Consider the following 19,430-nt stretch of genomic DNA (forward strand, 5'->3'; position numbering starts at 1 on the left):
GCTCTCTTGCACGACGCCCGCGATGTACTCGCCGATGATAATCCCCACGACGAGGAGCCGCAAAGCGGCCACTCGAACCGCGAGAGCACACTACAGTGAGCTAAACCCGGAAATGCTTCGACAGCTTCAGGCCCTGGGCCTGGTAGTTCGAGCCGATCCGCTGGCCGTACAATGCGTCGGGGCGTTTCAGCATACGCTCATAGACGAGGCGGCCGACGATCTGGCCGTGCTCGAGGATGAACGGCACCTCGCGCGAGCGCACCTCCAGCACGGCGCGCGCCCCCTTGCCGCCGGCGCCGGCATAGCCGAAGCCGGGATCGAAGAAACCGGCGTAGTGGACACGAAATTCACCGACCAGGGGATCGAACGGCACCATCTCGGCTGCGAAATCCGGTGGCACCTGCACGGCTTCCTTGGACGCAAGGATGTAGAATTCGCCGGGATCGAGGATCAGGCTGCCGTCGGGTCGCGCCGGAATCGGCTCCCAGAACTCATCGACCGCGTAGCCACTGCGTCGATCGACATCGACCACACCGGTGTGGCGCTTGGCGCGGTAGCCGACGAAGCCCCCTGAGCTTTCGCCGGACAGATCGACCGAGAGCGCTACTCCATGGTTGAGATCGGCATCGTCGCTATCGACCAGCCGTTCGGCGGCATGCAGCGCGTCGAGTTCGTCGGGATTAAGGATCGCGTCGCCGATGCGGAAGCGTACCTGCGAGAGTCGCGAGCCCTCGCGCAGCAGCACCGGAAACGTCTTCGGGCTGATCTCGGCGTAGAGCGGACCGTGATAGCCGGCGCCGATCATGTCGAAGCGGCGGGTGCCGTCGGCGATCACGCGGGTAAAGACATCGAGCCGGCCGGTCGAGCTTTTCGGGTTGGCCGCGGCGACGATCTCGGGCGGCAGCGCGAGGCTTTCCAATAGCGGCACGATGTAGACGCAATTGGTCTCGAGCACGGCACCGTCGGACAGATCGATTTCATGCAGCTTCAGCTCGTCGATGCGCTCGGCCACCGTGGCGTCGGGGCCGGGCAGGAAGCTCGCGCGCACGCGGTAGGCGATGTCGCCGAGGCGGAGATCGAGGCTTGCCGGCTGGATCTGGCTCTCGACAAAGGGATAGGCAGGCAGGATGAGGCCCGCATCCGCCAGCTCCGCGATCATGCGGTCGGGCAGGATTCCGTTGGCTTCGTCTTGCAGCGTGAACGGCACGGCGTGGTCCCTCGGGATTGCTCTCTCACGATCTTCCCGGAAAAATGCAACCGCTTCTCCAGATCATGGCCGGAGCGGCCATCCAACCCCCAAAATATGGGCTTTTACGGGTTATCCGATGGCCGCCTTGACGGAAAGGGCGCGAGCGAATATCAGCAGGACTTATCCCGTGGTGATTTGAGCCGGCCGGCTTGCAGCCACGTAAAATAAGTCGCTAAACAGGCCGGGGACAATGTGATCCCGGCTTGTGGAGGTTTCTCCGGGCCGGTTTTTTTGTGACCGTTTCTCCTGACGAGAGCGGTCGCGTCGGAGGTCACATGTCTGAATCCAAGTCTGCGTCCCGCCATCGTCCCGAAACCCGCCTGGTCCATGGCGGCACCTTGCGCTCGCAATTCGGCGAGACGTCGGAGGCGCTGTTTCTCACCCAGGGCTACGTCTACGACAGCGCGGAGCAATGCGAGGCGCGTTTCAAGGGCGCGGATCCCGGCTTCATCTATTCGCGTTATTCCAATCCGACGATTGCGATGTTCGAGCGTCGCATGATCGAGCTCGAAGGCGCGGAAGCCGCGCGCTCGACCGCGACAGGCATGGCCGCAGTGACAACTGCGATCCTGGCGCCGCTGAAGGCCGGCGATCACGTCGTCGCTTCGAAAGCTCTGTTCGGCTCGTGCCTCTATGTGGTGCAGGATCTTTTGCCGCGCTACGGCATCCAGTCGACGCTGGTCGACGGCCTCGACCTCGACCAGTGGAAGAAGGCGGTGCGGCCGAACACCAAGACCTTCTTCCTGGAGAGCCCGACCAATCCGACGCTCGACGTGCTCGACATCCCGGCGATCGCCGAGATTGCCCATCAGGGCGGCGCGCGGCTCGTGGTCGACAACGTATTCGCGACCCCGATCTGGCAGTCTCCGCTTTCGCTCGGCGCCGACGTCGTGGTCTATTCCGCGACCAAGCACATCGATGGCCAGGGCCGCTGCCTCGGTGGCATCATCCTGTCGTCGGAAGCGTTCATCGCCGAGCACATCCATAATTTCATGCGCCAGACCGGCCCGTCGATGTCGCCATTCAATGCCTGGGTGCTGCTGAAGGGGTTGGAGACCCTCGGCGTCCGGGTACGCGCGCAGACCGAGAACGCCGCCAAGGTCGCGGACGCGCTGGCCAAGCACCCCAAGATCACCCGGCTGGTCTATCCGGGCCGCGCCGACCATCCGCAGGCGGAGACCGTCAGCAAGCAGATGCGCGCGGGCTCGACGCTGGTCGGCTTCGAGGTGAAGGGCGGCAAGGCCGGGGCCTTCCGCTGCCTCAACGCGCTGAAAATCTCGCGGATCTCGAACAATCTCGGCGACGCCAAGAGCCTGGTCACGCATCCCGCGACCACGACGCATCAGCGCCTGACGCCCGACGCCCGCGCCGAGCTTGGCATCAGTGAAGGCTTCGTTCGCTTCTCCGCGGGGCTCGAGCATGCCGACGATCTGGTCGAGGATTTCGAGCAGGCGCTGGAAAAGGCGTAGAGGGCGAATGGCGAGTAGCGAATGGCGAACAACATCTTCACCATTCGCGGTTCGCTACTCCCTGCTCGCGCCAATCACATCGGCCTATTGGCCCGCACATCGGCCGGCACGTGGGCGCCGACCTTGATCTGGCCGACCGAACGGATGATGTCGTCGCCGAGCAGTTGCGCGAAACAGGCATAGCCCCAGTCGTTCATGTGCAGGCCGTCGGCGATGACGAATTTGTCGATCGGAATCGACTGTCTTTCGTGCCAGTCGCGCATCACCTCGAAACGCGGGAAGATGCCGACGTGACGCAGCGCGGCGATGCGGCCGAGCAGCTTCACCATTCCCCTTGCGCTTTCGGGCCGCTCAATGACGCGCGGCGAATATTGCGGATCGACCAGCACCACGTCGGCACCGGCAGCCTGGATGCGCGCCACGCCCTCCTCGATGGTCTTTTCAGTCTCGGTGAAATCGAGATTGCGCAGCACCGCATTGGTGCCGACCTGCCAGATCACGAGATCGGGATGCGCGTCGAGCACCTCGGTCTGCAACCGCGTCTTCATTTCCGGCGCGTCCTCGCCGCCCCTGCCGCGATTGATCACGGTGATGTCGGCGGTCGGATATTGGCGGCGCAATTGCGCGGCAAGCCGGTTCGGATAGGTAAACTCCGGCGACGACGAGCCGTAGCCCTGCGTCGAGGACGACCCGAACGCGATGATCTTGACCGGAAGTCCTGCGGCAAGCTTGCTCGCGACATGGGACAACGAGCCCATCGACGTCATCACGCCCTTCGGCGGCAGGCAGGGCACACGGTTGAAGATGTCACTCGCGGATTTGGCGACCTCCTTCACCTTGTCGATTGCCTTTTCGGTGATGCCCCGCGGAGGCGGCTGGCTGGCCCGATCGCCGGCTGTCTCGGACTTCGCCGCATCAGGTTTCGCGGCCTCGGTCCCGGAACCGGGCGACAGCGCGGCATGCTGGCCCGCCGGCGCCGTCTGCGCGCAAAGCGGCGCGACCGACCCGGGCGTCAGCAACAGCAACGCCGCGACTGCGGACAGGGCTCGCCGTGGCTTCCGGCAAAAAGGGCGGTGAGGACTCATTAACTCTGTTTCCCTAATTCTGCTGCGCCTGATCCAGATGGGCTGCATCGATCACGAATTTCGACAGCGCGCGGCCGATGCAGGCATGAACCCGTTTGGCCAGTTCGACCCCATGCGAGGTGCTGAACAGGTCGAAATCTCCAGCTTCGCTCCAGTAGCGCATGATCGCGAACCGGTCGAACAGCGGGACGTCGTGCTGCTGCGCCACCACGCGCATGTTATCGAGATATGGCGGCGCGGAAATCATCGTCTCCGTACGCGGGCTGTACTGCAGGTTAACCAACACCACGTCAGTCCCGGCATTCTGCAACGCAACAACCCCCTCATCGATGGCGCTGCGGAAGTCATCCGGATCGATCGACCGCATAGCATCGACCGTGCCGGTCTGCCAAATCACCAGAGTAGGATTTTTTGCCTCTACGAGCTTAACAAGTGACGCATGGGTCTCCTCTGCGGTCTTCGAGGGGTACAGTTCTACGGACAGATTGATCTGGACCGATGGCAGCCTGTCCTTCAGCGCCGCCAGCAGCTTGGCCGGATAGGCGCTCGCCTCCTGCGTGGGGATGGTGGAGGAGCGGCTGCCGACGAGGAGCACGTTGAGCGGCTGGCCGCGCTTGACCACATCGGCGACCCTCGGAAGCGAGCTGTCGCTGGACAGGAGGTAGGCGGGGACGTCGCAGGGCTGGGGCTGCGGCTGGGCCGCCTCTTCGGCGCGCGCCGGGACGGCGGTCAAACAGCCGGCAAGCAGCGTCATGCCTAGCATCGTCCAGACGGACTTCACGCTCCCCCTCCCGCCAGATCGGCGTTGCCGCCGGTGCTTTTTGTTCGCGACGCACCTTTGTCGGCAGAATGCTTGTACCACGAAATGATCCACGCCATGCCCGACATGATGAGGATGCCGCAGATGCTGATCAGCGCGTGCAGTGCGGCACCCCCGGACAGTTCGGCAAGCACGAAATGTCCGGCAAAGGCGAGGAAGACTCCGAGGCAGAATATCTCAAGCGAATGCTGGCCGCACAGGATCAAAGGTCGCAGCCAGGGTGACCTCAGCCCCGGCCAGTCCCTGGGCAGGAAGCGCACGGTGAGCGCGGCGAGCGCCAGGAAGTGCGCGAAGCGCAGCACGTCGAGATCGGTCTTGTTGATCGGATACATCCACTGCTCGATCCGCCTGGGCATGATGTGGCCGAGCTGCGGCACGTACCAGGTCAGCGTCACGCAGAATGCTGCGATCAGATAGACGATGCAGATCCACATCGTGACCGGCGACGACAGGATGCGCGACATCCGCCGCGCGCCGCCGAGCGCGCACCACGCGCCGAACACGAACAGCAACTGCCAGGCGAACGGATTGAACGCCCAGAAGCCGTTCGGATAGGCCGACAGATAGAGATCGAAATGCCAGGTCACGGCATACAGCAGCACCGATAGCGCGAGCGTGACGTCGGGCTTCCATCGCATCAGCGCCAGGATCAGCGGCAGAAACAGCATCAGCACGATGTAGAGCGGCAGCACGTCCATGTTGACGGGGCGGAAGCGTAACAGCAGCGCCTGGACGATGGTGACGTCGGGCTGCTTGAGGAAATCCATGATCCCCATCTCTTCGGTGTAGAGCGGGTTCTCGAAGGATGTGGCGACGTATGAGATCTCGGCAAGGAAGATCGTGAACAGGAAGACATGCGCGACATAGATCTGCCAGACCCGGCGCAGGATGCGCGCGGTCGCGACCACGAATCCCGCCTCCAGCATCGCCCGGCCGTAGACGAAGGCGGCGGTGTAGCCGGAGATGAAGATGAATATCTCGGTGGCGTCGGAGAATCCGTAATTGCGGATCGTGAACCAGGTCAGGATGTTGGGCGGCAAATGGTCGATGAAGATCAGCCACAGCGCGAGCCCGCGAAACAGGTCGAGCCGCAGTTCACGCTCGCCGGTGGCCGGCAGCGTGATCGCCGGAGCGGCCGCCATGGCCTTAGCCTGGGCGTCCGCGACGGGCGGTCCGGCAATTTGATCCGCAATCGAACTCATCAGGCACCGTATCGGGGCGCGGGATCTCCGCGCGCGCCGCGCGGAAAAGATATTATCGGTCCACGACTTGCAAACAAGGCGCGGATTCGGGCTGCACGCGGTCGCGCATTAGGATGGAACTATGTTGAAAACGCGATAGGTCAGGTCGACGGGGATCGATTTTCGCCGCAGCGGCAATCGATTGGTTCCAGTGGCCCAATTCGATATGATACGCATGCTGGAGACCATCGGAATCGACCGCATGTACCGCGCCGTCACCCGCCAGATCGAAGTTACCGTCGAGCCGAACTTCATGCCGGAGCGTTCGTCGATCGAGCGGCGCGAATATTTCTGGTCCTACACCATCGTCATCACCAATTCCGGCACGGAGACCGTGCAGTTGCGCACGCGGCACTGGATCATCACCGACGCCACCGGCCGCAAGCAGGAGGTGCGCGGCGAAGGCGTGGTCGGCGAGCAGCCGGTGCTCGCGCCCGGCGAGCGCTTCCAGTACACCTCCGGCGTGCCGTTGCCGACCGCCTCCGGCTTCATGACCGGGAGCTACCAGATGGTCAGCGAGAGCGGCGAGCGCTTCGAGATCGACGTGCCGACGTTCTCGCTCGACAGTCCAAGCCCGGACGGCAAGCGCGTGTTGAATTGACAGGCGCTTCGCGCCACCCATTGGCTTTGCCCGCCTTACGAATCCACGCACGGTTTCGCGTTCTCGCAACATGATTTGTCCGAGGTTTGCCTGGCCTTGGCCGCCCTCTTCTTGAAGAGGGCGCAGGGAAAGCCGGGTGCCGATCGCACCCATGGGTCCCGTGCAACAAAAAGCACGGGGGTAGGACCACAGGTGTTACCGGAAACAACCCGGCTTTCCCTGCGCGATGGTTTTACGGTGTCCTTCGTGCTCTTCTCGGTGAGACCAGCTTTGTTGTCACCGTCGCCAGTGAGAAGCTTGCTTCTCGCTGACTTGACACCTGCATCGGGGCGTCAGAACCACACGACTTCGCCGTCCGCTTCACGCATGCTCGTCAGTCACACGCTCAAGCGTCCACCGCATCTCGACCCAACGCCCGTGACGATCGCGAAGCGCCCCTCGATCGGGTGAGACGGGCGGATTCAACACCTGATTTGGGTCAAACGCGAAACACTATATTTCTCATGCGAAGACTTGCCTCGTCGGGCAAATCAGTGATCGAGAACGAAATCAGCAATCTGTTGTCACGCCATGGAAATTAAGTGCACCGTCATCGCGACTCCCAAAGGCGGACATCCTTCAAACAGCAGGACTCAAGCCGCAACGGGCCCTTGCATCGCATTTTACCTATCTTGCCATAACGATCTTAGGGGACCAAAAGATAGACAACCTGCTCGCTTGGGGCGCGAAGAGAACTGTGGCAACTACTAAAGAGCATTTTGTGCGAAGTGTCAGAGCCGTTGGCTTGGGTTGCGTGCTGCCGATCGTCGTTATCCTTGCGATGTTGTACGGCGTGTTCAAATTCAGTGAACATAGATTTGAGATAAACCACATGCCGGCCGATCTCGAAGTGACCGGCATTCTATATTCGAACCAACAAATTTGGGGCTCAGTTCTTCTACATCTGCCGGGCGACAATGAGACTGGCATTCTCACGTACAATCTGCCCGATGCAATCGCCAACAGGATCGCTGATGAGGGTCTTGGCTTCTTTTATCGACCCGAAAATGTAGAGCGTCGCTTTGGCACGCAACGAACGCATTCAGCGTGGCATGAAACACCCATGGGAGTGACGTTGTCAGGCTACCTTAACCGGTTCGGCTTTGGAATTGAGGTTGATCCGGCTGTTGAAGCACTGGTGGACAACGCAATCTCGAAACCGGGGAGTTTTTATTCGCACGGACGCCTTGGAGTGGTAATCGTTATTCCGAGGGCCAAGCGAGCAATCTACGCTTATGCTGGATGAAATTGCCGAGGCGCTGCCGAGAGGTCGGCTGTGGGTCAAGGCTCAGGTCGAGCACAAGATTTCTGCTTCACTCCGAATACCTGACATTTGAGCGGACATCGTCGAGCGCCGCTTCGGGCCAACAGGAGACATCCGAACGGGGGCTTGCGGCCGCCCGTTTTAAGATCAGATGAAGTCCACAAAGTTCCAATGTCTGGTTGGTTACGTACTGCGCGCCGGGATTGTGCGAGACCGATTGACAGATTGGGCAGCCGGACGTTTATTTGACCCACGGGGATAGCGGTCTCCCCGCGAGGCGACATGCCCAAGAATCGCGCCTGATTTCACAGGGGCGCAGCATGTCTTCTTTCTACAGCTCCAATTTCTCAGACAAGTTGTTCCAGATCATTATCGTGGCGCTCGTCGTGAGCGTCACGGGTCTCGCCGACTCCGCGGCTTCTGCGCAATCGACCGACGGCGCTCCGCTCGAGATTGAGGCAAAGATTTCCCTCGGCAACGTGCGCGGCCGAATCGATCATATGGCAGTCGATTTGAAGCGTCAGCGGCTGTTCGTTGCCGAGCTTGGCAACGATAGCGTTGGTGTTATCGATCTTGCCAACCGCAGCTTGAGCCGCACCATTCGCGGTCTGAAAGAACCGCAAGGAGTGGGTTACGAGCCGTCGACTGACACGCTCTTCGTCGCCAATGCTCACGATGGTTCGGTACGGCTGTTCGACGGAAACGAATACAAAGCGATAGGACGGCTCGAGCTTGGAAGCGATGCCGACAACATCCGCATCGAGTCTACCACCAAGCGTATTGTGATCGGCCACGGCGACGGTGCGCTAGCCTTCATCGACCCTTCGACCCGAAGTAAGCTCTGGGATACGCCCCTGAAGGCGCATCCCGAAAGTTTCCAGATCGTCCAAGATCGAATCTTCGTGAACCTGCCCAATGCCCACGCGGTCGCGGTAGTGGACGGAAACTCTGGCAAGCCGGTCGCCAATTGGCCTATGGCAAAGCGCGGCAATTTCGCGATGGCCGTCGATCGGGATCGAAGCCGGCTCCTCGTGGCTTTCCGTGATCCGCCTGAGCTTGTCGTCCTCGATATCAGCGAAGGCAAGCCAGTTGCGGCCACCGAGACCTGTGGCGACGTTGACGATCTCTTCGTCGACCCAAAACGCGACCGCGTCTATGTCAGTTGTGGCGCGGGTTTCGTCGACGTGTTCGAAACGAAGGGCACGACATATCGCCATATGACACGCATTCCCACGTCAGCGGGCGCGCGCACGTCGCTGTTCGTGGCGGAAATGGATCGTCTGCTGGTCGCGGTCCGTGGAGGGCCGACGGAGCCGGCGGCGATTTGGATGTTCAAGCCAATGCCTTGATCGATTGTCGGGAAAGCGCGCATGTCTATGAAATACCGACGCTCACGAAAATTCCCGAGGCTCCCGTCAGTCACGCTCGCCCTGCTCGCCTGGGCTAGCGCTGCGCAGGCCTATCGGCCTTTCGACGGTACTGATGCCGCCGTCGCAAAGAAGGGGGAGATAGAGATTGAATTGCAGCCGGCCGGACCCCTGCGCGACGAGAGCGGGACCACGCTGATCGCGCCGGCCACGGTCATCAACTACGGCTTAACCGAAGACTGGGAAGCCGTCTTCGAAGGCCAAGGACAGACGCCACTTTCACAGGCGGGCCCCACAAGTCTGGCCGCGGCGGGCGCGTTCCTTAAGCATGTAATTGTGCCTGGCAGCCTGCAGGACAAGACCGGTCCAAGCGTTGCGACCGAATTTGGCGTCCTTCTTCCGGACAGCACGGGCAACTCAGGCATCGGCGCAAGCCTAGCCGGCATCGTCTCGCAGCGTTGGGATTGGGGCACCATCCACCTGAATGCCGAGACTGCCCTCACCCGGGATCACCACGGCGAACTCTTCCTTAGTGCCATCATAGAGGGACCGTCGACATGGACGGTTCGTCCCGTCGCCGAGGTTTTCTATGAGAACGAGTTTGGAAGGGAAGAAACGTTCTCAGGGCTGGTCGGCATGATCTACAAAGTGCGCGACGATCTCAGTATCGACTTCGCGATACGTCATGCACTTACGAACCGACGCTCGGTGAACGAGATTCGCGCGGGTTTAACCTTCGGTTTCCCGCTTTCCTTTTTTGAAGGCCACGCAGCACAACGGGAAGTGCCGCGGGCCATATCCCAATAAGGCGGCCTCAGGATCCATTTGTTCGGATGAGCGGTGTTTTCATTGCGATGACTGACGTCATTCCGAGACTAGCCGTACGTCCGCCACGGGTCTTGGTCGTGTAAAAACGTCCTGGAGGAGATCGTCTGTGAGAGCCAAATGCGGGGGGCGCAGGCTGCGATCGCAGCGATCAACGGCCTGATTCCGATGATGTTCATGACCCGTGTCAGATTGCAGGCCAGGACCGAAAGCGCCATCTCGGCGGCTACTTTTGGAAGCGTTTTCGTCAGGAAGTGCGTCGCCCCCATAGGGAGACTTGCTGGTCGGGCGAGGCCAGACCTTGCGCAGCGCCAGGCCATTGCTCATCGAGGCATTCAGGCAAAAGCGTCCACTGCCCACGATCTGCCTCCTCAACGAAGCGCCTCATCAAATCCCCCCAGAATCACCGGGAGAATCATAACAGCGGCACGGCGTTTTCACACAGCCAGGGTCAAAACCGGTAAGGCTCAGGTCGAGCACAAGATTTCTGCTTCACCCCGAATACCTGACATTTGAGCGGACATCGTCGACCGCCGCTTCGGGCCAACAACGGACCCGCTTTGGGTATTAGGGCTGAATTGATTCCGGACCAATACCGGGGAGGCGGCACTCACGGGCCCCGAACTCGTTCCTGAAGCACTTTGTAGCATCATGAATTGCTGCCTGTTTTGCGAAAAATTCTTTGGACCAGTCGCGCCTGTCGGCCTTCTGGATTGCTTCCAACATAATCCCGCGCTGAGGATCGTCCCGGAGCGTTCCGAGAACGATTCCCCGTCCGACGCCAACGTGGGCGCAGCTGTCCATGGACACGAATATCATGAGGTACTTGGTATCGATTGATCCCTTGATCACTCGATCCACTCGCGCTTTCATTAGTGTGACAGGTACGAAAGTTCTGTCATACGCGAAGCTCACATTATCCGTTGCGTTATAGATGGTCGCTTCGACGATAACCGGTGCGTCGATATCGGTCGGGACATGCTCGAAGAGGATGCCTTTTGATGATGCTGGTGTTCCCGGCAACACACAGGCGACTGCGCTAGTGCAAGCAGCGCAATAAGCAATCAAACAGACAGCCCACGTGCGCATATTGGCAAGCCAATTGTTGATCATCGCGCGACAATGCCAATTCTCTGCAATGTCCGCAACGGGTCAAAACCAGTAAGACTCAGGTCGAGCACAAGACGTCTGCTTCACTCCGAATACCCGACATTTGAGCGGACATCGTCGAGCGCCGGTTCGAGCCAGGACCGGACATTGGCCAAGGCCGATGCCATGTCCGTTTCCAGCTTAGAAGGTTGCGTTGCGCGCTAACGCCGCCCCTTGATCAGGAACAGCAGGAATTTCGTCGGCTGGTAGCGCTCGCGTTCCGGTCTGCGACATGAACAGTGAGGATCGAGCCGATCAGGTCACGCAGCGGCCCGGCGGCAGAAGACTCGCGACCTCCGTGAGTGCGCTGACCATGGGCTCGCAGGCAAGCGTCGGCTTGCGGCTCTGATTCCGCAGCAGCGTCGGCGGCTTCGGGGTGCGGACCTCTGCAAATGGAATACGCAGTAAAACCGAGGTGTCGGCGAGATCGTTCAGGCGCAGAGAAACCGTTCTTGTCGGAACTGCGAAAGGCTTGCGGTCGGCAAGATAATCTGCCTTGCCGGCGCGATTGACGATCTGGCTTGATTGTTCAGAGACCGCCTGCCAGCGGTTTACGAGGTCGTGACCTGAAGCGAGCTGCACGGCGCCGAGCGTGAATGTGATCGCCGCAGCGCCTAAAAAAGCTTTGCGAATTGACATGGCTTCGCCCCATCGCGATTGTCGTTCTTTATGGCCCCCCTAGCCCGTCGCTTCCGACAACCGTTCCTAATGGCCGGCGGTTTCACCATGGTTTCGTGAACGCCGGAAAATGGTTTCGTCCCGGCAGATTTTGTTTCGTCGCATCGAAGGAAATCTTGGTTCCCGCCTTGCGGACGTAGGTACACACAGCGTTACGTCCGGTGTTCCGGCTTGCGGGCCCGCCGGTATGCCCTCGAAGCCTCCGCCCATAGACCAAGGACCACCGGCTCAGAAGGTAGGACGGATGTTTCTCGACATCGTGACGCGCTGGAGGAACGCCGATCAATTTCGGCGGCGTGGCATTGGCCGAACTTTCCATCTGATCGCGACTGATCCATGAACCATTGGCTTTCCTCCGTCTTTTCCGCGGCAGAAATAATGCTGGACGTCAGGACCATACCACTTCGCCGTCCACTTCACGCGCACGCGTCAGTTGCACACTCCGCGTCCAGCGCATCTCAACCCAACACCCGTGACGATCGCGAAGCGCCCCTCAATCGAGTGAGACGGGCGGAATTGAACAACTGATTTGCCCAACCGACGGAAGCCGAATATTTTTCGTGCGAGGACTGGACGGGCTTTCGAGGGACTTGCCCGTCGGGTCGTCCTGCCGCACCCGGATTGCGCACTGATGTATCGATCCGGCTCACTTTCCCGGAAGAGCGGCGCAAAGCAACCACGCAAAAGTCGACGCAATGGGCCGAGAGCGGTGTCCGCAGTTCCGCTCTCCGGGACGGACATCCAATACCTTTGTATACCCTGTTTCATCCCTTCTCATGCCCCGCGCATACCCTCGTACAATTGAACGGCCGCGGCCGAGTCCTACACTAATGATAGTCGCCGTCGTTCTATCGCAGGCGTGAGCAGTGTTCCGATCTGTAATCAGGATCACCGTTCCGAGGATTGAATCGCAAGACGGTCGCGACAAGCATGTGTTTGCTGGAATGCAGGTTGTTCGAGGAACATTCAAATGCACGTCAACATTCAGAAGCTTAATGGCCTATGGCACCTCATCGTCGGGTCATGCAAGATCCGAACTCCGTTCCTGGAGATTCAGGACCGGGCGTTCGTCATTGCGTACGCAAGGCGGATCTACCCCGGCGCCAAGGTCTTCGAACGCGACTGATCCGGCAGTTGCGACTCATTCTTGATTTTTGCCCCGCCGGAAATTGCGGCTCTGTGCCCCCCGAGGCAAGGATTCGGATGTGACCTGAGAGACGGCGTCGCAACTGCAAACAGCGGGCCTTTTTTTGCCCGTCACTTTGGATGCCTCCTAAGATCGAAATTCGCGGGCATCAGACGACGTCGAGATTGTCACGCCACGTGGCGACGTCAGCATGAACATCACCAAATCAGCCAACGGGCTTGCCTCCACCAGACTGCCGGAGTCCCCGGCTTCCCCCAACTTCTCGGGCGGCCAGTTGGCCGGCGGACCAAGTACGGAAGTCCTCCTGCTCTTTTAGCGGCGCGAGAGGTGGGATAATCTTCCATGACGGGTTGCCGCCGAGACGCGCCGCCGCTCTCGCGTATTTAAGGGCAACGACCGCGCCCTTTGGCGGGCAACATTTGCGTACTTCGTTTGAAGCTGGTCTTGGGCGCGATCCGATGCGCGCGAGAGAATGTGCTTGTCACACACTTGCGCGGCAATCGAACAGCGGGAATCGGAGGAAGCAGTAGACCCGAGGCGGGCGGTCGGTTGGGGCAGGCCCGCGCGCCATCGGTTACAAGCCGGAGAGGAGACTTACGATGAGCGCTCAGTCGGCACGGATGTTGTTTGCCACCGGACTGATCACCGCCGCACTCGCAAGCAGCGCAATCGGCCAGCAGGACCAGCAGCTCGGCAAGGTGACATTCCCTACCTCTTGCGATCCCAATGTGCAGGCCGAGTTCGACCGCGGCGTCGCCATGCTGCATTCGTATTGGTTCCTGATCGCCCGGCGGAAGTTCGAAGCAATCCTGCAGCAGGATCCGACGTGTGCCATGGCCCATTGGGGTGTGGCGATGGACCTCCTCGGCAATACCTTGGCAACCACGCCGACGCGGGCCGACGCGCAGGCAGCCTGGGACGCACTGGAAAAGGCGCGGGCCGCCGGGCCGAAGACGCAGCGTGAGCGCGACTGGATCGAGGCGCTGAGCGCCTATTTCCGCGACCACGACAAGGTCGCCGTAGATGCCCGTCTGGCGGCCTACAACGCCGCCATGGAGCGGATGGCGCAGACCTATCCCGACGACTACGAGGTGCAGGCTTACTATGCGCTGACGCTGCAAGCCTCGGCGCCGAAGAAGGATCTCACCTACGCCAACCAGCTCAGATCCGCGGCAATTCTCGAAAAGCTGTTCGAGCAGAACCCGCAACATCCAGGGGTGACGCACTATCTCATTCACGCCTATGATTTTGCCCCACTTGCCGAAAAGGGCGTTGCGTCGGCCCGTCGCTATGCCGGCATTGCGCCGGCCGTGCCGCATGCGCGGCATATGCCGTCGCACATTTATTCCATGGTCGGGCTTTGGGAAGAATCCATCGCCTCAAACGCTACGGCGCTCGAGATCCAGCCCGACTATTATCACGCCTCGGATTTTACCGTCTATGCGCATCTGCAGCTCGCGCAGGACGCCAAGGCCGATGCAATGATCAAGAAGTCACTTGCCACCGCCGATCGCGGCGATCGACCGATCAACTTCGTCAATTTCACCGCCAAGGCTGCCATGCCGGCACGCTATGTGCTGGAACGGGCGGACTGGGCCGGCGCCGCCGCGCTGCCCATGATTCCCACCCAGTATCCCATGGCGGATTCGTTGATCCGCTTCACGCGCGGTCTCGGCATGGCGCGCACCGGCGATCTCGCAGGCGCCAAGGATGAGATCGAGGCGATGAAGGCCTTGCGCGCGACCCTGCAGCGCGCCGACCAGTCCTACTGGGCCGACCGAACAGAAGAGCAGATGCTTGCCGTTTCCGCATGGGTGGCACTGAAAGAAGGCGACCGCGATCGGGCCCTCAAGCTGATGCGGGCGGCCGCCGACAGCGAGGATGCCAGCCTCAAACACGTGGCGATGGAAAATCGTCTCTTTCCCTCCCGCGAATTGCTCGGTGAATTGCTTTTCGAGGTCGGACAGCCCGCAGCCGCGCTGAGCGAATTCGAGACCGAGCTCAAGCAGTTCCCCAACCGCTATCGCGGCTTCTACGGGGCCGCCCGTGCCGCCGACGGCGCTGGCGATCGCCAGAAGGCAACCGAGTATTTTGGCAAGCTGGTCGAGCTAACCAGGAACGCCGATACGGAACGGCAGGAAATCCGTGAAGCCAAGGCATACCTGAATCGAGATGCCACGGTCGGTGATGCGCGCAAGTAGATTTCGAGCGACTGACCCCGACTCCACGCGGCCATCGATGGCGAGAAGACAATGATGATCCGCGCGATCGCAGCGGCTACGGTGTTTGGCGCGCTGGTCGCCGGCGCCACCCTCTACAGCAAAGGTCCGCCAGAGTGGTGGACCAAAACGCTGTTCGGCAGCCTGGATCGTAGAGCCGAGCCCGCAATTGCGCCGGAAGCCTGGCCGATCTGCACCACCATGCCATCACTCGCATCGGATGCCGACTGGGCGCAGCTCGACCCCGACTTCAAGGCAGGCAAGAAAGCGCTCGCCGCGGCGGATTGGAAGGGCGCCATCGCGGCGCTCGAACTCGCCGCATTACACGATCCCGATAACGCCGATATCCAGAACTACATCGGCTATGCCTATCGGCGGCAACGTCAGCTTGGTCCGGCCATTGGCCATTATCAGCAGGCGCTGATCCTGAACCCGCGACACCGCAGCGCGCATGAACATCTCGGCGAGGCCTACCTGGTGCTTGGCGAGCCGGCCAAGGCCGAGCAACTCGTGGGCGCGCTCGAGACTCTCTGCCTCATTCCTTGCGAAGAAGTTGACGATCTCAAGCGGGCCATTGCGGCGTATGGAAAGCTGGCCGCGCGTTAGCCCCGAATTGGCCACTGGAAAATCGAACCGCTGGGCAGCGGGGCGCAGCTCGTGGCGCTCACTCCTCATCGACGTCCGGTATACGCCTCAGCATGAAATGACCGAAGGCCGAGGCGATCGGCTTGGACGGATCGTCCTGCCAGGCTTGTGCTTCGAAGGCGACGACGCGCCGGCCCTGCTTGACGATCGACGCTTTCGCATGGCTATCCAGCGCGCGGCCCGAGCGCAGGTAGTTGATGGTCAGGCCGATCGGTTTGGGCGGCGCCAAGGTGCCGAGCTCGCGCGTTACGCTCACAATTGCCGTCGTTTCGAGAAGCGCGCCGGTGATGCCGCCGTGGATGGCGGGCAGGATGGGATTGCCGATGACCTTTGGCGAGAACGGCATGACCAGCGTGCCATCGTCGCCGATGCGGATGCCGAGACAACGCGCGAAAGGGCATTTGGCGAATGGGCTGGTCGGATCTTCCGGGGCTTCCAGCGTCGGCAGCGCACGAAAATCAATCGACCGGTCCGTCAGCATGTTGGTTCGGTTCGCACCAACCATGAAGCAGGCCGTTGCTGTGGCGACCGGACTGCCTTCGGATTCCTGGTAGGCCGTCGAGCGCACGAAGGCGATCGAGCGGGTGACGCGGTAGCAAACCGAGTGCGCCTTGATGTCGAGGCCCGGCGTCGCGGGCTTCTGATAGTCGATGCGCAGGTCGAGCGTGGCGATCGCGCGCGTACCATCCAGCGCGAGCTGAACGGCCATGCCGCAGCTTTCGTCGAGCATAGCCGTGACGACCCCGCCGTGAAGCACGCCGGTCTCCGTGTCGCCGACGAAGACCGGACGGTACGGCAGGCTCGACCAGGCCTCGCCAGGGGCGGCCTGGTCAAGCCGAAGCCCGCTGATCAATCCATAGGCGGAGCGGCGCCCCTTGATGGCTTCGGCCAGTTCGTCAAACGGTAGCAGCGCGTTGGGTATCGAGGGTTTGGACATAGTGACGTTCCAGGCTCCTTGGAGCATTATCGGTCTGATTGAATCAGAACTGAAGTTCTGGATTCTTGTTTGACGCGTTTTCTTCACGCAAACCGGTATCCCTTCGCTCGGGAACGGGAGTTCGATGCCATGATGGCGTGAGTGGCGGCCGGCTCTCGGACAGGTTGCATTTCCACAAAATCTGACCAATGCTTGAAGCATCGTCTCGGGCGAATCGCAAAACCGGGAGATCTCATGATTGCTACCCACAACATAAGACGGCAGCGCCGCTTCGTATGGTTTGGTACGGCACGCGCCGTCATCGGGATGGTTCTTGCAGCTGCGTTGGCGTGTTGCAGCGTTCACCCTGCAAGGGCGGCGGAAGACCTCTATCGCGCACAGACTGTCGTGACCGGCCAGGGCGAGGCAAATCGCATGATCGGCTTTGCGTCGTGCTTGGAGGACGCCCTCATCAAAGTATCGGGGGCCGAAAGGCTCGCGGGCGACCACCGGTTGGCGGCTTACAAGGCAAGGGCAAAGGATTTTGTCGCAGCGTTCGAGTATCACGACCAATTTTCCGGCAAGCCCAAACGCGACGAGCAAGGTACCCGCGATCGGCCATTCGACCTGACCGTCGACTTCGATAAGGAGAAGATCGACGACGTGCTCAAGGCGCTTGGCTCGAAGCCGTGGCTTTCAAACCGTCCAGTGCTTGCGGTCTTTGTCGAGATGGAGCAAGGCACGCGTAAATTCATCGTCACGTCGGATGGAACGCAATCCGATCTACAGCGCGACTCGCTGCGCGCGGCGGCCGCCAGGCGCGGGATGAACATTGTGCTCCCGACCGCGCCGGCATTGGCAAGCGCGAACATCAACGGCACGGATCTGAGCAGGACGCCGTCCTCGACGCTGGTCTCGGTTGCCGGGCAGGGCGCGGAAATTGCCTTGGTCGGACGTCTGGTCTGGAAGGATGAAGACCTTGGGTGGGCCACGCAATGGCAGGTTGACCGTCCCGGCCGACCGCACCGCTGGCAGCTTCGTGGCGTCAGCTTCGATGAAGCCTTTCGGCGCGGCATCGGCGGCGCCGCGCAAGTGCTGTCTGACGAAGCCAGGAGCCACGAATGAAGAGCTGCGAACCGATATGAGCTGACGCACCAGGCTGGTGCACGCTAGTTCAATCTCACCACATGGAGAGCGGGCTTCTGAAGGTCGAGCCCCAGTAGTGGAAGCGTTCGCGCGAGCGCACATAACCGAAACCGGCCGGCGGACGGCGGCGGCGGAACTTGATGCCGCCCTGCGGTTCGTCGCTCAACACGATCACGAAGTCGGTTCCCTTGCCGGTTTCCGAACTCGATGCCTCGTCCGTGACAATTACCGAAGATCGCGGCGTCATTCCCGCGATGCGGTCGAGTGCCTCCTGCGGGATGACAATGCGGTCGAGCGCGGCCTTTGCGCGGTCCGGCTCCGACGGAGATTCGACTTCGGCGCCGCGCGGCCGCCCGTTCTCCAATGAAACGACATTCCATCGCGCGCCGGCCTCGCCGCCGACGCGCTCGATTGCGGTGAAGACGTGCGTGCCGATCGGGCGATCGGCATCCTGGATCGTGACCGGGCTCTCGTAGATGGGTTCAAAGGCCTGCCGCACATAGAGCCGCTGGGTCTTGCGGCTGATCAACACCGAGATCGGCGCCAGCTCGCGGGCGGCTTGGCGTGCCGCCGCGGCTGCCGCGGCGCGTGCAACCTGCGCGGCCTTGGCGGCGTCGCGCGCGGCCGCGAGAGCGTCGAGCTTCGATTGCAGTTCATCCCTCGCGGCAGCCAATTTCGCGTCGGTTTCGGCGACGCTGGCAGCCGCCTTCGCCTTGGCGTCCTCTGCCTCCTGCTTTGCATCGGCCGAACTTGCAGAGCCGAGCGAAGCCTCGACGGCGGCCAACCGCGCATCGGCCTTGGCCTTCAGATTTTCCGCCACGCGCACCGGCACCGTCGCCTGCATGGACTCCCGGTAGGCGCGTCCGGCGGCGCCTCTGGCCTGCTCATCCTTCCTGGCCGCGTCATTCGCCTCGGCGATACGCGCAGCGGCCGCGTCACCGGCATCCGGCTTGGCCCGGAGCAGAAGCGGGTGAACGGTCTCGACCGGCGCTACGTCCGTCGGCGCCACGATCACCCGCAAGCCCAGCTGTGTCATGTCGAACAGGCGGTCTGCGAAGTCGAAGGGCATTCGAATGCAGCCATGTGACGCCGGGTATCCTGGCAGGGGGCCACCATGGAGCGCGATGCCGGACCATGTGAGGCGTTGCATGTGCGGCATGAAGGCGTCGTCATACAGGTTCGAATAGTGCTCCGCTTCCTTCTGGATGACGCTGAAGATTCCGGAAGGCGTTTCTCGCCCCTTTGTGCCGCTCGACACCGGTGCCCGCAGGATCCACCCCTGGGCGTCATAGATGGTGATGCGCTGCTTCTGCAGCGACACGATTGCCAGCACCGGCTCGCCGGCCTCGCGAGAGGCGATGGACTCGACCGCGCGGGCGCTGCCAACGCCTCTGGCGTCCGCACCGCCGCCCATCATGATCAGCGCGAACAGACCCGCAATGGCAAGATGCACGGGCCGCAGCCGCCTCCGCCTCGAAAGCCCAAAGGTCATGCGCATCCCCGCGATCCGAGTTACGCGAGCCTGTGCCGAGGAAAGCATCGTTGCCGGGCTCATCGGCCAACCCGGAAA

16 protein-coding genes and 1 riboswitch are annotated in these 19,430 nt (G+C 61.5%); of the genes, 8 read left to right on the plus strand and 8 right to left on the minus strand.

Going from position 1 to position 19,430, the window contains the following annotated elements:
- Nucleotides 1–100 precede the first annotated feature (100 nt).
- Nucleotides 101–1,207: a 2'-deoxycytidine 5'-triphosphate deaminase gene (locus JQ553_RS00515; RefSeq protein WP_212497933.1), complete on the minus strand. Its 1,107-nt coding sequence runs from the start codon at nt 1,205–1,207 to the stop codon at nt 101–103.
- A gap of 159 nt (nt 1,208–1,366) precedes the next feature.
- Nucleotides 1,367–1,446, plus strand: a riboswitch (SAM riboswitch).
- Nucleotides 1,447–1,524: 78 nt separating this feature from the next.
- On the opposite strand from JQ553_RS00515, the gene JQ553_RS00520 reads away from it, so the two are divergent.
- Nucleotides 1,525–2,718: an O-succinylhomoserine sulfhydrylase gene (locus JQ553_RS00520; RefSeq protein ID WP_212497934.1), complete on the plus strand. Its 1,194-nt coding sequence runs from the start codon at nt 1,525–1,527 to the stop codon at nt 2,716–2,718.
- A gap of 74 nt (nt 2,719–2,792) precedes the next feature.
- Here JQ553_RS00520 and JQ553_RS00525 read toward each other — a convergent pair whose 3' ends face one another.
- The 3 genes from JQ553_RS00525 to JQ553_RS00535 are packed head-to-tail and all read right to left on the minus strand — an operon-like array spanning nt 2,793 to nt 5,825.
- A complete protein-coding gene (locus JQ553_RS00525) occupies nt 2,793–3,803 on the minus strand; it encodes an SGNH/GDSL hydrolase family protein (RefSeq protein WP_212497935.1) in 1,011 nt (336 codons plus the stop codon).
- A 13-nt stretch (nt 3,804–3,816) separates the two neighbouring features.
- The gene (locus JQ553_RS00530; protein WP_212498751.1) at nt 3,817–4,566 is read right to left on the minus strand and encodes an SGNH/GDSL hydrolase family protein; all 750 of its coding nucleotides are present in this window, start codon (nt 4,564–4,566) and stop codon (nt 3,817–3,819) included.
- A 14-nt stretch (nt 4,567–4,580) separates the two neighbouring features.
- Nucleotides 4,581–5,825 (minus strand): OpgC domain-containing protein, encoded by a 1,245-nt coding sequence (locus tag JQ553_RS00535; protein ID WP_212497936.1) that lies wholly within the window; start codon nt 5,823–5,825, stop codon nt 4,581–4,583.
- A gap of 241 nt (nt 5,826–6,066) precedes the next feature.
- On the opposite strand from JQ553_RS00535, the gene apaG reads away from it, so the two are divergent.
- The 4 genes from apaG (at nt 6,067) to JQ553_RS00555 (ending at nt 9,942) form a co-directional block, all read left to right on the plus strand.
- Nucleotides 6,067–6,465: a Co2+/Mg2+ efflux protein ApaG gene (gene apaG, locus JQ553_RS00540; protein ID WP_212498752.1), complete on the plus strand. Its 399-nt coding sequence runs from the start codon at nt 6,067–6,069 to the stop codon at nt 6,463–6,465.
- A gap of 793 nt (nt 6,466–7,258) precedes the next feature.
- The gene (locus tag JQ553_RS00545; RefSeq protein ID WP_212497937.1) at nt 7,259–7,750 is read left to right on the plus strand and encodes a hypothetical protein; all 492 of its coding nucleotides are present in this window, start codon (nt 7,259–7,261) and stop codon (nt 7,748–7,750) included.
- A gap of 263 nt (nt 7,751–8,013) precedes the next feature.
- Nucleotides 8,014–9,117 (plus strand): YncE family protein, encoded by a 1,104-nt coding sequence (locus JQ553_RS00550; protein ID WP_212497938.1) that lies wholly within the window; start codon nt 8,014–8,016, stop codon nt 9,115–9,117.
- A 21-nt stretch (nt 9,118–9,138) separates the two neighbouring features.
- On the plus strand, nt 9,139–9,942 hold the full coding sequence (locus JQ553_RS00555; protein ID WP_249143872.1) for a hypothetical protein: 804 nt from the start codon (nt 9,139–9,141) through the stop codon (nt 9,940–9,942).
- A 585-nt stretch (nt 9,943–10,527) separates the two neighbouring features.
- On the opposite strand, the gene JQ553_RS00560 is transcribed toward JQ553_RS00555, so the two are convergent.
- Complete coding sequence (locus JQ553_RS00560) at nt 10,528–11,073, minus strand: hypothetical protein (protein WP_212497939.1); 546 nt, start codon at nt 11,071–11,073, stop codon at nt 10,528–10,530.
- A gap of 291 nt (nt 11,074–11,364) precedes the next feature.
- The gene (locus JQ553_RS00565; protein ID WP_212497940.1) at nt 11,365–11,748 is read right to left on the minus strand and encodes a hypothetical protein; all 384 of its coding nucleotides are present in this window, start codon (nt 11,746–11,748) and stop codon (nt 11,365–11,367) included.
- A 1,785-nt stretch (nt 11,749–13,533) separates the two neighbouring features.
- Here JQ553_RS00565 and JQ553_RS00570 point away from each other — a divergent pair.
- Together JQ553_RS00570 and JQ553_RS00575 are read left to right on the plus strand one after the other, a co-directional pair.
- A complete protein-coding gene (locus tag JQ553_RS00570; protein WP_212497941.1) occupies nt 13,534–15,135 on the plus strand; it encodes a hypothetical protein in 1,602 nt (533 codons plus the stop codon).
- Nucleotides 15,136–15,189: 54 nt separating this feature from the next.
- Nucleotides 15,190–15,759 carry a tetratricopeptide repeat protein gene (locus JQ553_RS00575; RefSeq protein WP_212497942.1) on the plus strand — a complete coding sequence of 190 codons (570 nt, stop codon included), beginning with the start codon at nt 15,190–15,192 and terminating at the stop codon, nt 15,757–15,759.
- A 58-nt stretch (nt 15,760–15,817) separates the two neighbouring features.
- Here JQ553_RS00575 and JQ553_RS00580 read toward each other — a convergent pair whose 3' ends face one another.
- Nucleotides 15,818–16,735: a PaaI family thioesterase gene (locus JQ553_RS00580; RefSeq protein WP_212497943.1), complete on the minus strand. Its 918-nt coding sequence runs from the start codon at nt 16,733–16,735 to the stop codon at nt 15,818–15,820.
- A gap of 306 nt (nt 16,736–17,041) precedes the next feature.
- On the opposite strand from JQ553_RS00580, the gene JQ553_RS00585 reads away from it, so the two are divergent.
- Nucleotides 17,042–17,839, plus strand: a complete 798-nt coding sequence (locus JQ553_RS00585; RefSeq protein ID WP_212498754.1) for a DUF2066 domain-containing protein — start codon at nt 17,042–17,044, stop codon at nt 17,837–17,839.
- A 55-nt stretch (nt 17,840–17,894) separates the two neighbouring features.
- On the opposite strand, the gene JQ553_RS00590 is transcribed toward JQ553_RS00585, so the two are convergent.
- Entirely contained in the window at nt 17,895–19,358 is a 1,464-nt protein-coding gene (locus JQ553_RS00590) for a L,D-transpeptidase family protein (RefSeq protein ID WP_212497944.1), read from the minus strand.
- Nucleotides 19,359–19,430: the final 72 nt, after the last annotated feature.

The organism is Bradyrhizobium lablabi, from assembly GCF_018131005.1.
GTDB lineage: Bacteria > Pseudomonadota > Alphaproteobacteria > Rhizobiales > Xanthobacteraceae > Bradyrhizobium > Bradyrhizobium lablabi_D.

Coding starts and splice junctions, on each gene's coding strand:
- apaG (WP_212498752.1), top strand. CDS start 6,067: ATGTACCGCGCCGTCACCCGCCAGATCGAAGTTACCGTCGAGCCGAAC.
- JQ553_RS00530 (WP_212498751.1), bottom strand. CDS start 4,566: ATGCTAGGCATGACGCTGCTTGCCGGCTGTTTGACCGCCGTCCCGGCG.
- JQ553_RS00585 (WP_212498754.1), top strand. CDS start 17,042: ATGGTTCTTGCAGCTGCGTTGGCGTGTTGCAGCGTTCACCCTGCAAGG.
- JQ553_RS00580 (WP_212497943.1), bottom strand. CDS start 16,735: ATGTCCAAACCCTCGATACCCAACGCGCTGCTACCGTTTGACGAACTG.
- JQ553_RS00520 (WP_212497934.1), top strand. CDS start 1,525: ATGTCTGAATCCAAGTCTGCGTCCCGCCATCGTCCCGAAACCCGCCTG.
- JQ553_RS00525 (WP_212497935.1), bottom strand. CDS start 3,803: ATGAGTCCTCACCGCCCTTTTTGCCGGAAGCCACGGCGAGCCCTGTCC.
- JQ553_RS00590 (WP_212497944.1), bottom strand. CDS start 19,358: ATGCGCATGACCTTTGGGCTTTCGAGGCGGAGGCGGCTGCGGCCCGTG.
- JQ553_RS00535 (WP_212497936.1), bottom strand. CDS start 5,825: ATGAGTTCGATTGCGGATCAAATTGCCGGACCGCCCGTCGCGGACGCC.
- JQ553_RS00565 (WP_212497940.1), bottom strand. CDS start 11,748: ATGTCAATTCGCAAAGCTTTTTTAGGCGCTGCGGCGATCACATTCACG.
- JQ553_RS00570 (WP_212497941.1), top strand. CDS start 13,534: ATGAGCGCTCAGTCGGCACGGATGTTGTTTGCCACCGGACTGATCACC.
- JQ553_RS00555 (WP_249143872.1), top strand. CDS start 9,139: ATGTCTATGAAATACCGACGCTCACGAAAATTCCCGAGGCTCCCGTCA.
- JQ553_RS00560 (WP_212497939.1), bottom strand. CDS start 11,073: ATGATCAACAATTGGCTTGCCAATATGCGCACGTGGGCTGTCTGTTTG.
- JQ553_RS00575 (WP_212497942.1), top strand. CDS start 15,190: ATGATCCGCGCGATCGCAGCGGCTACGGTGTTTGGCGCGCTGGTCGCC.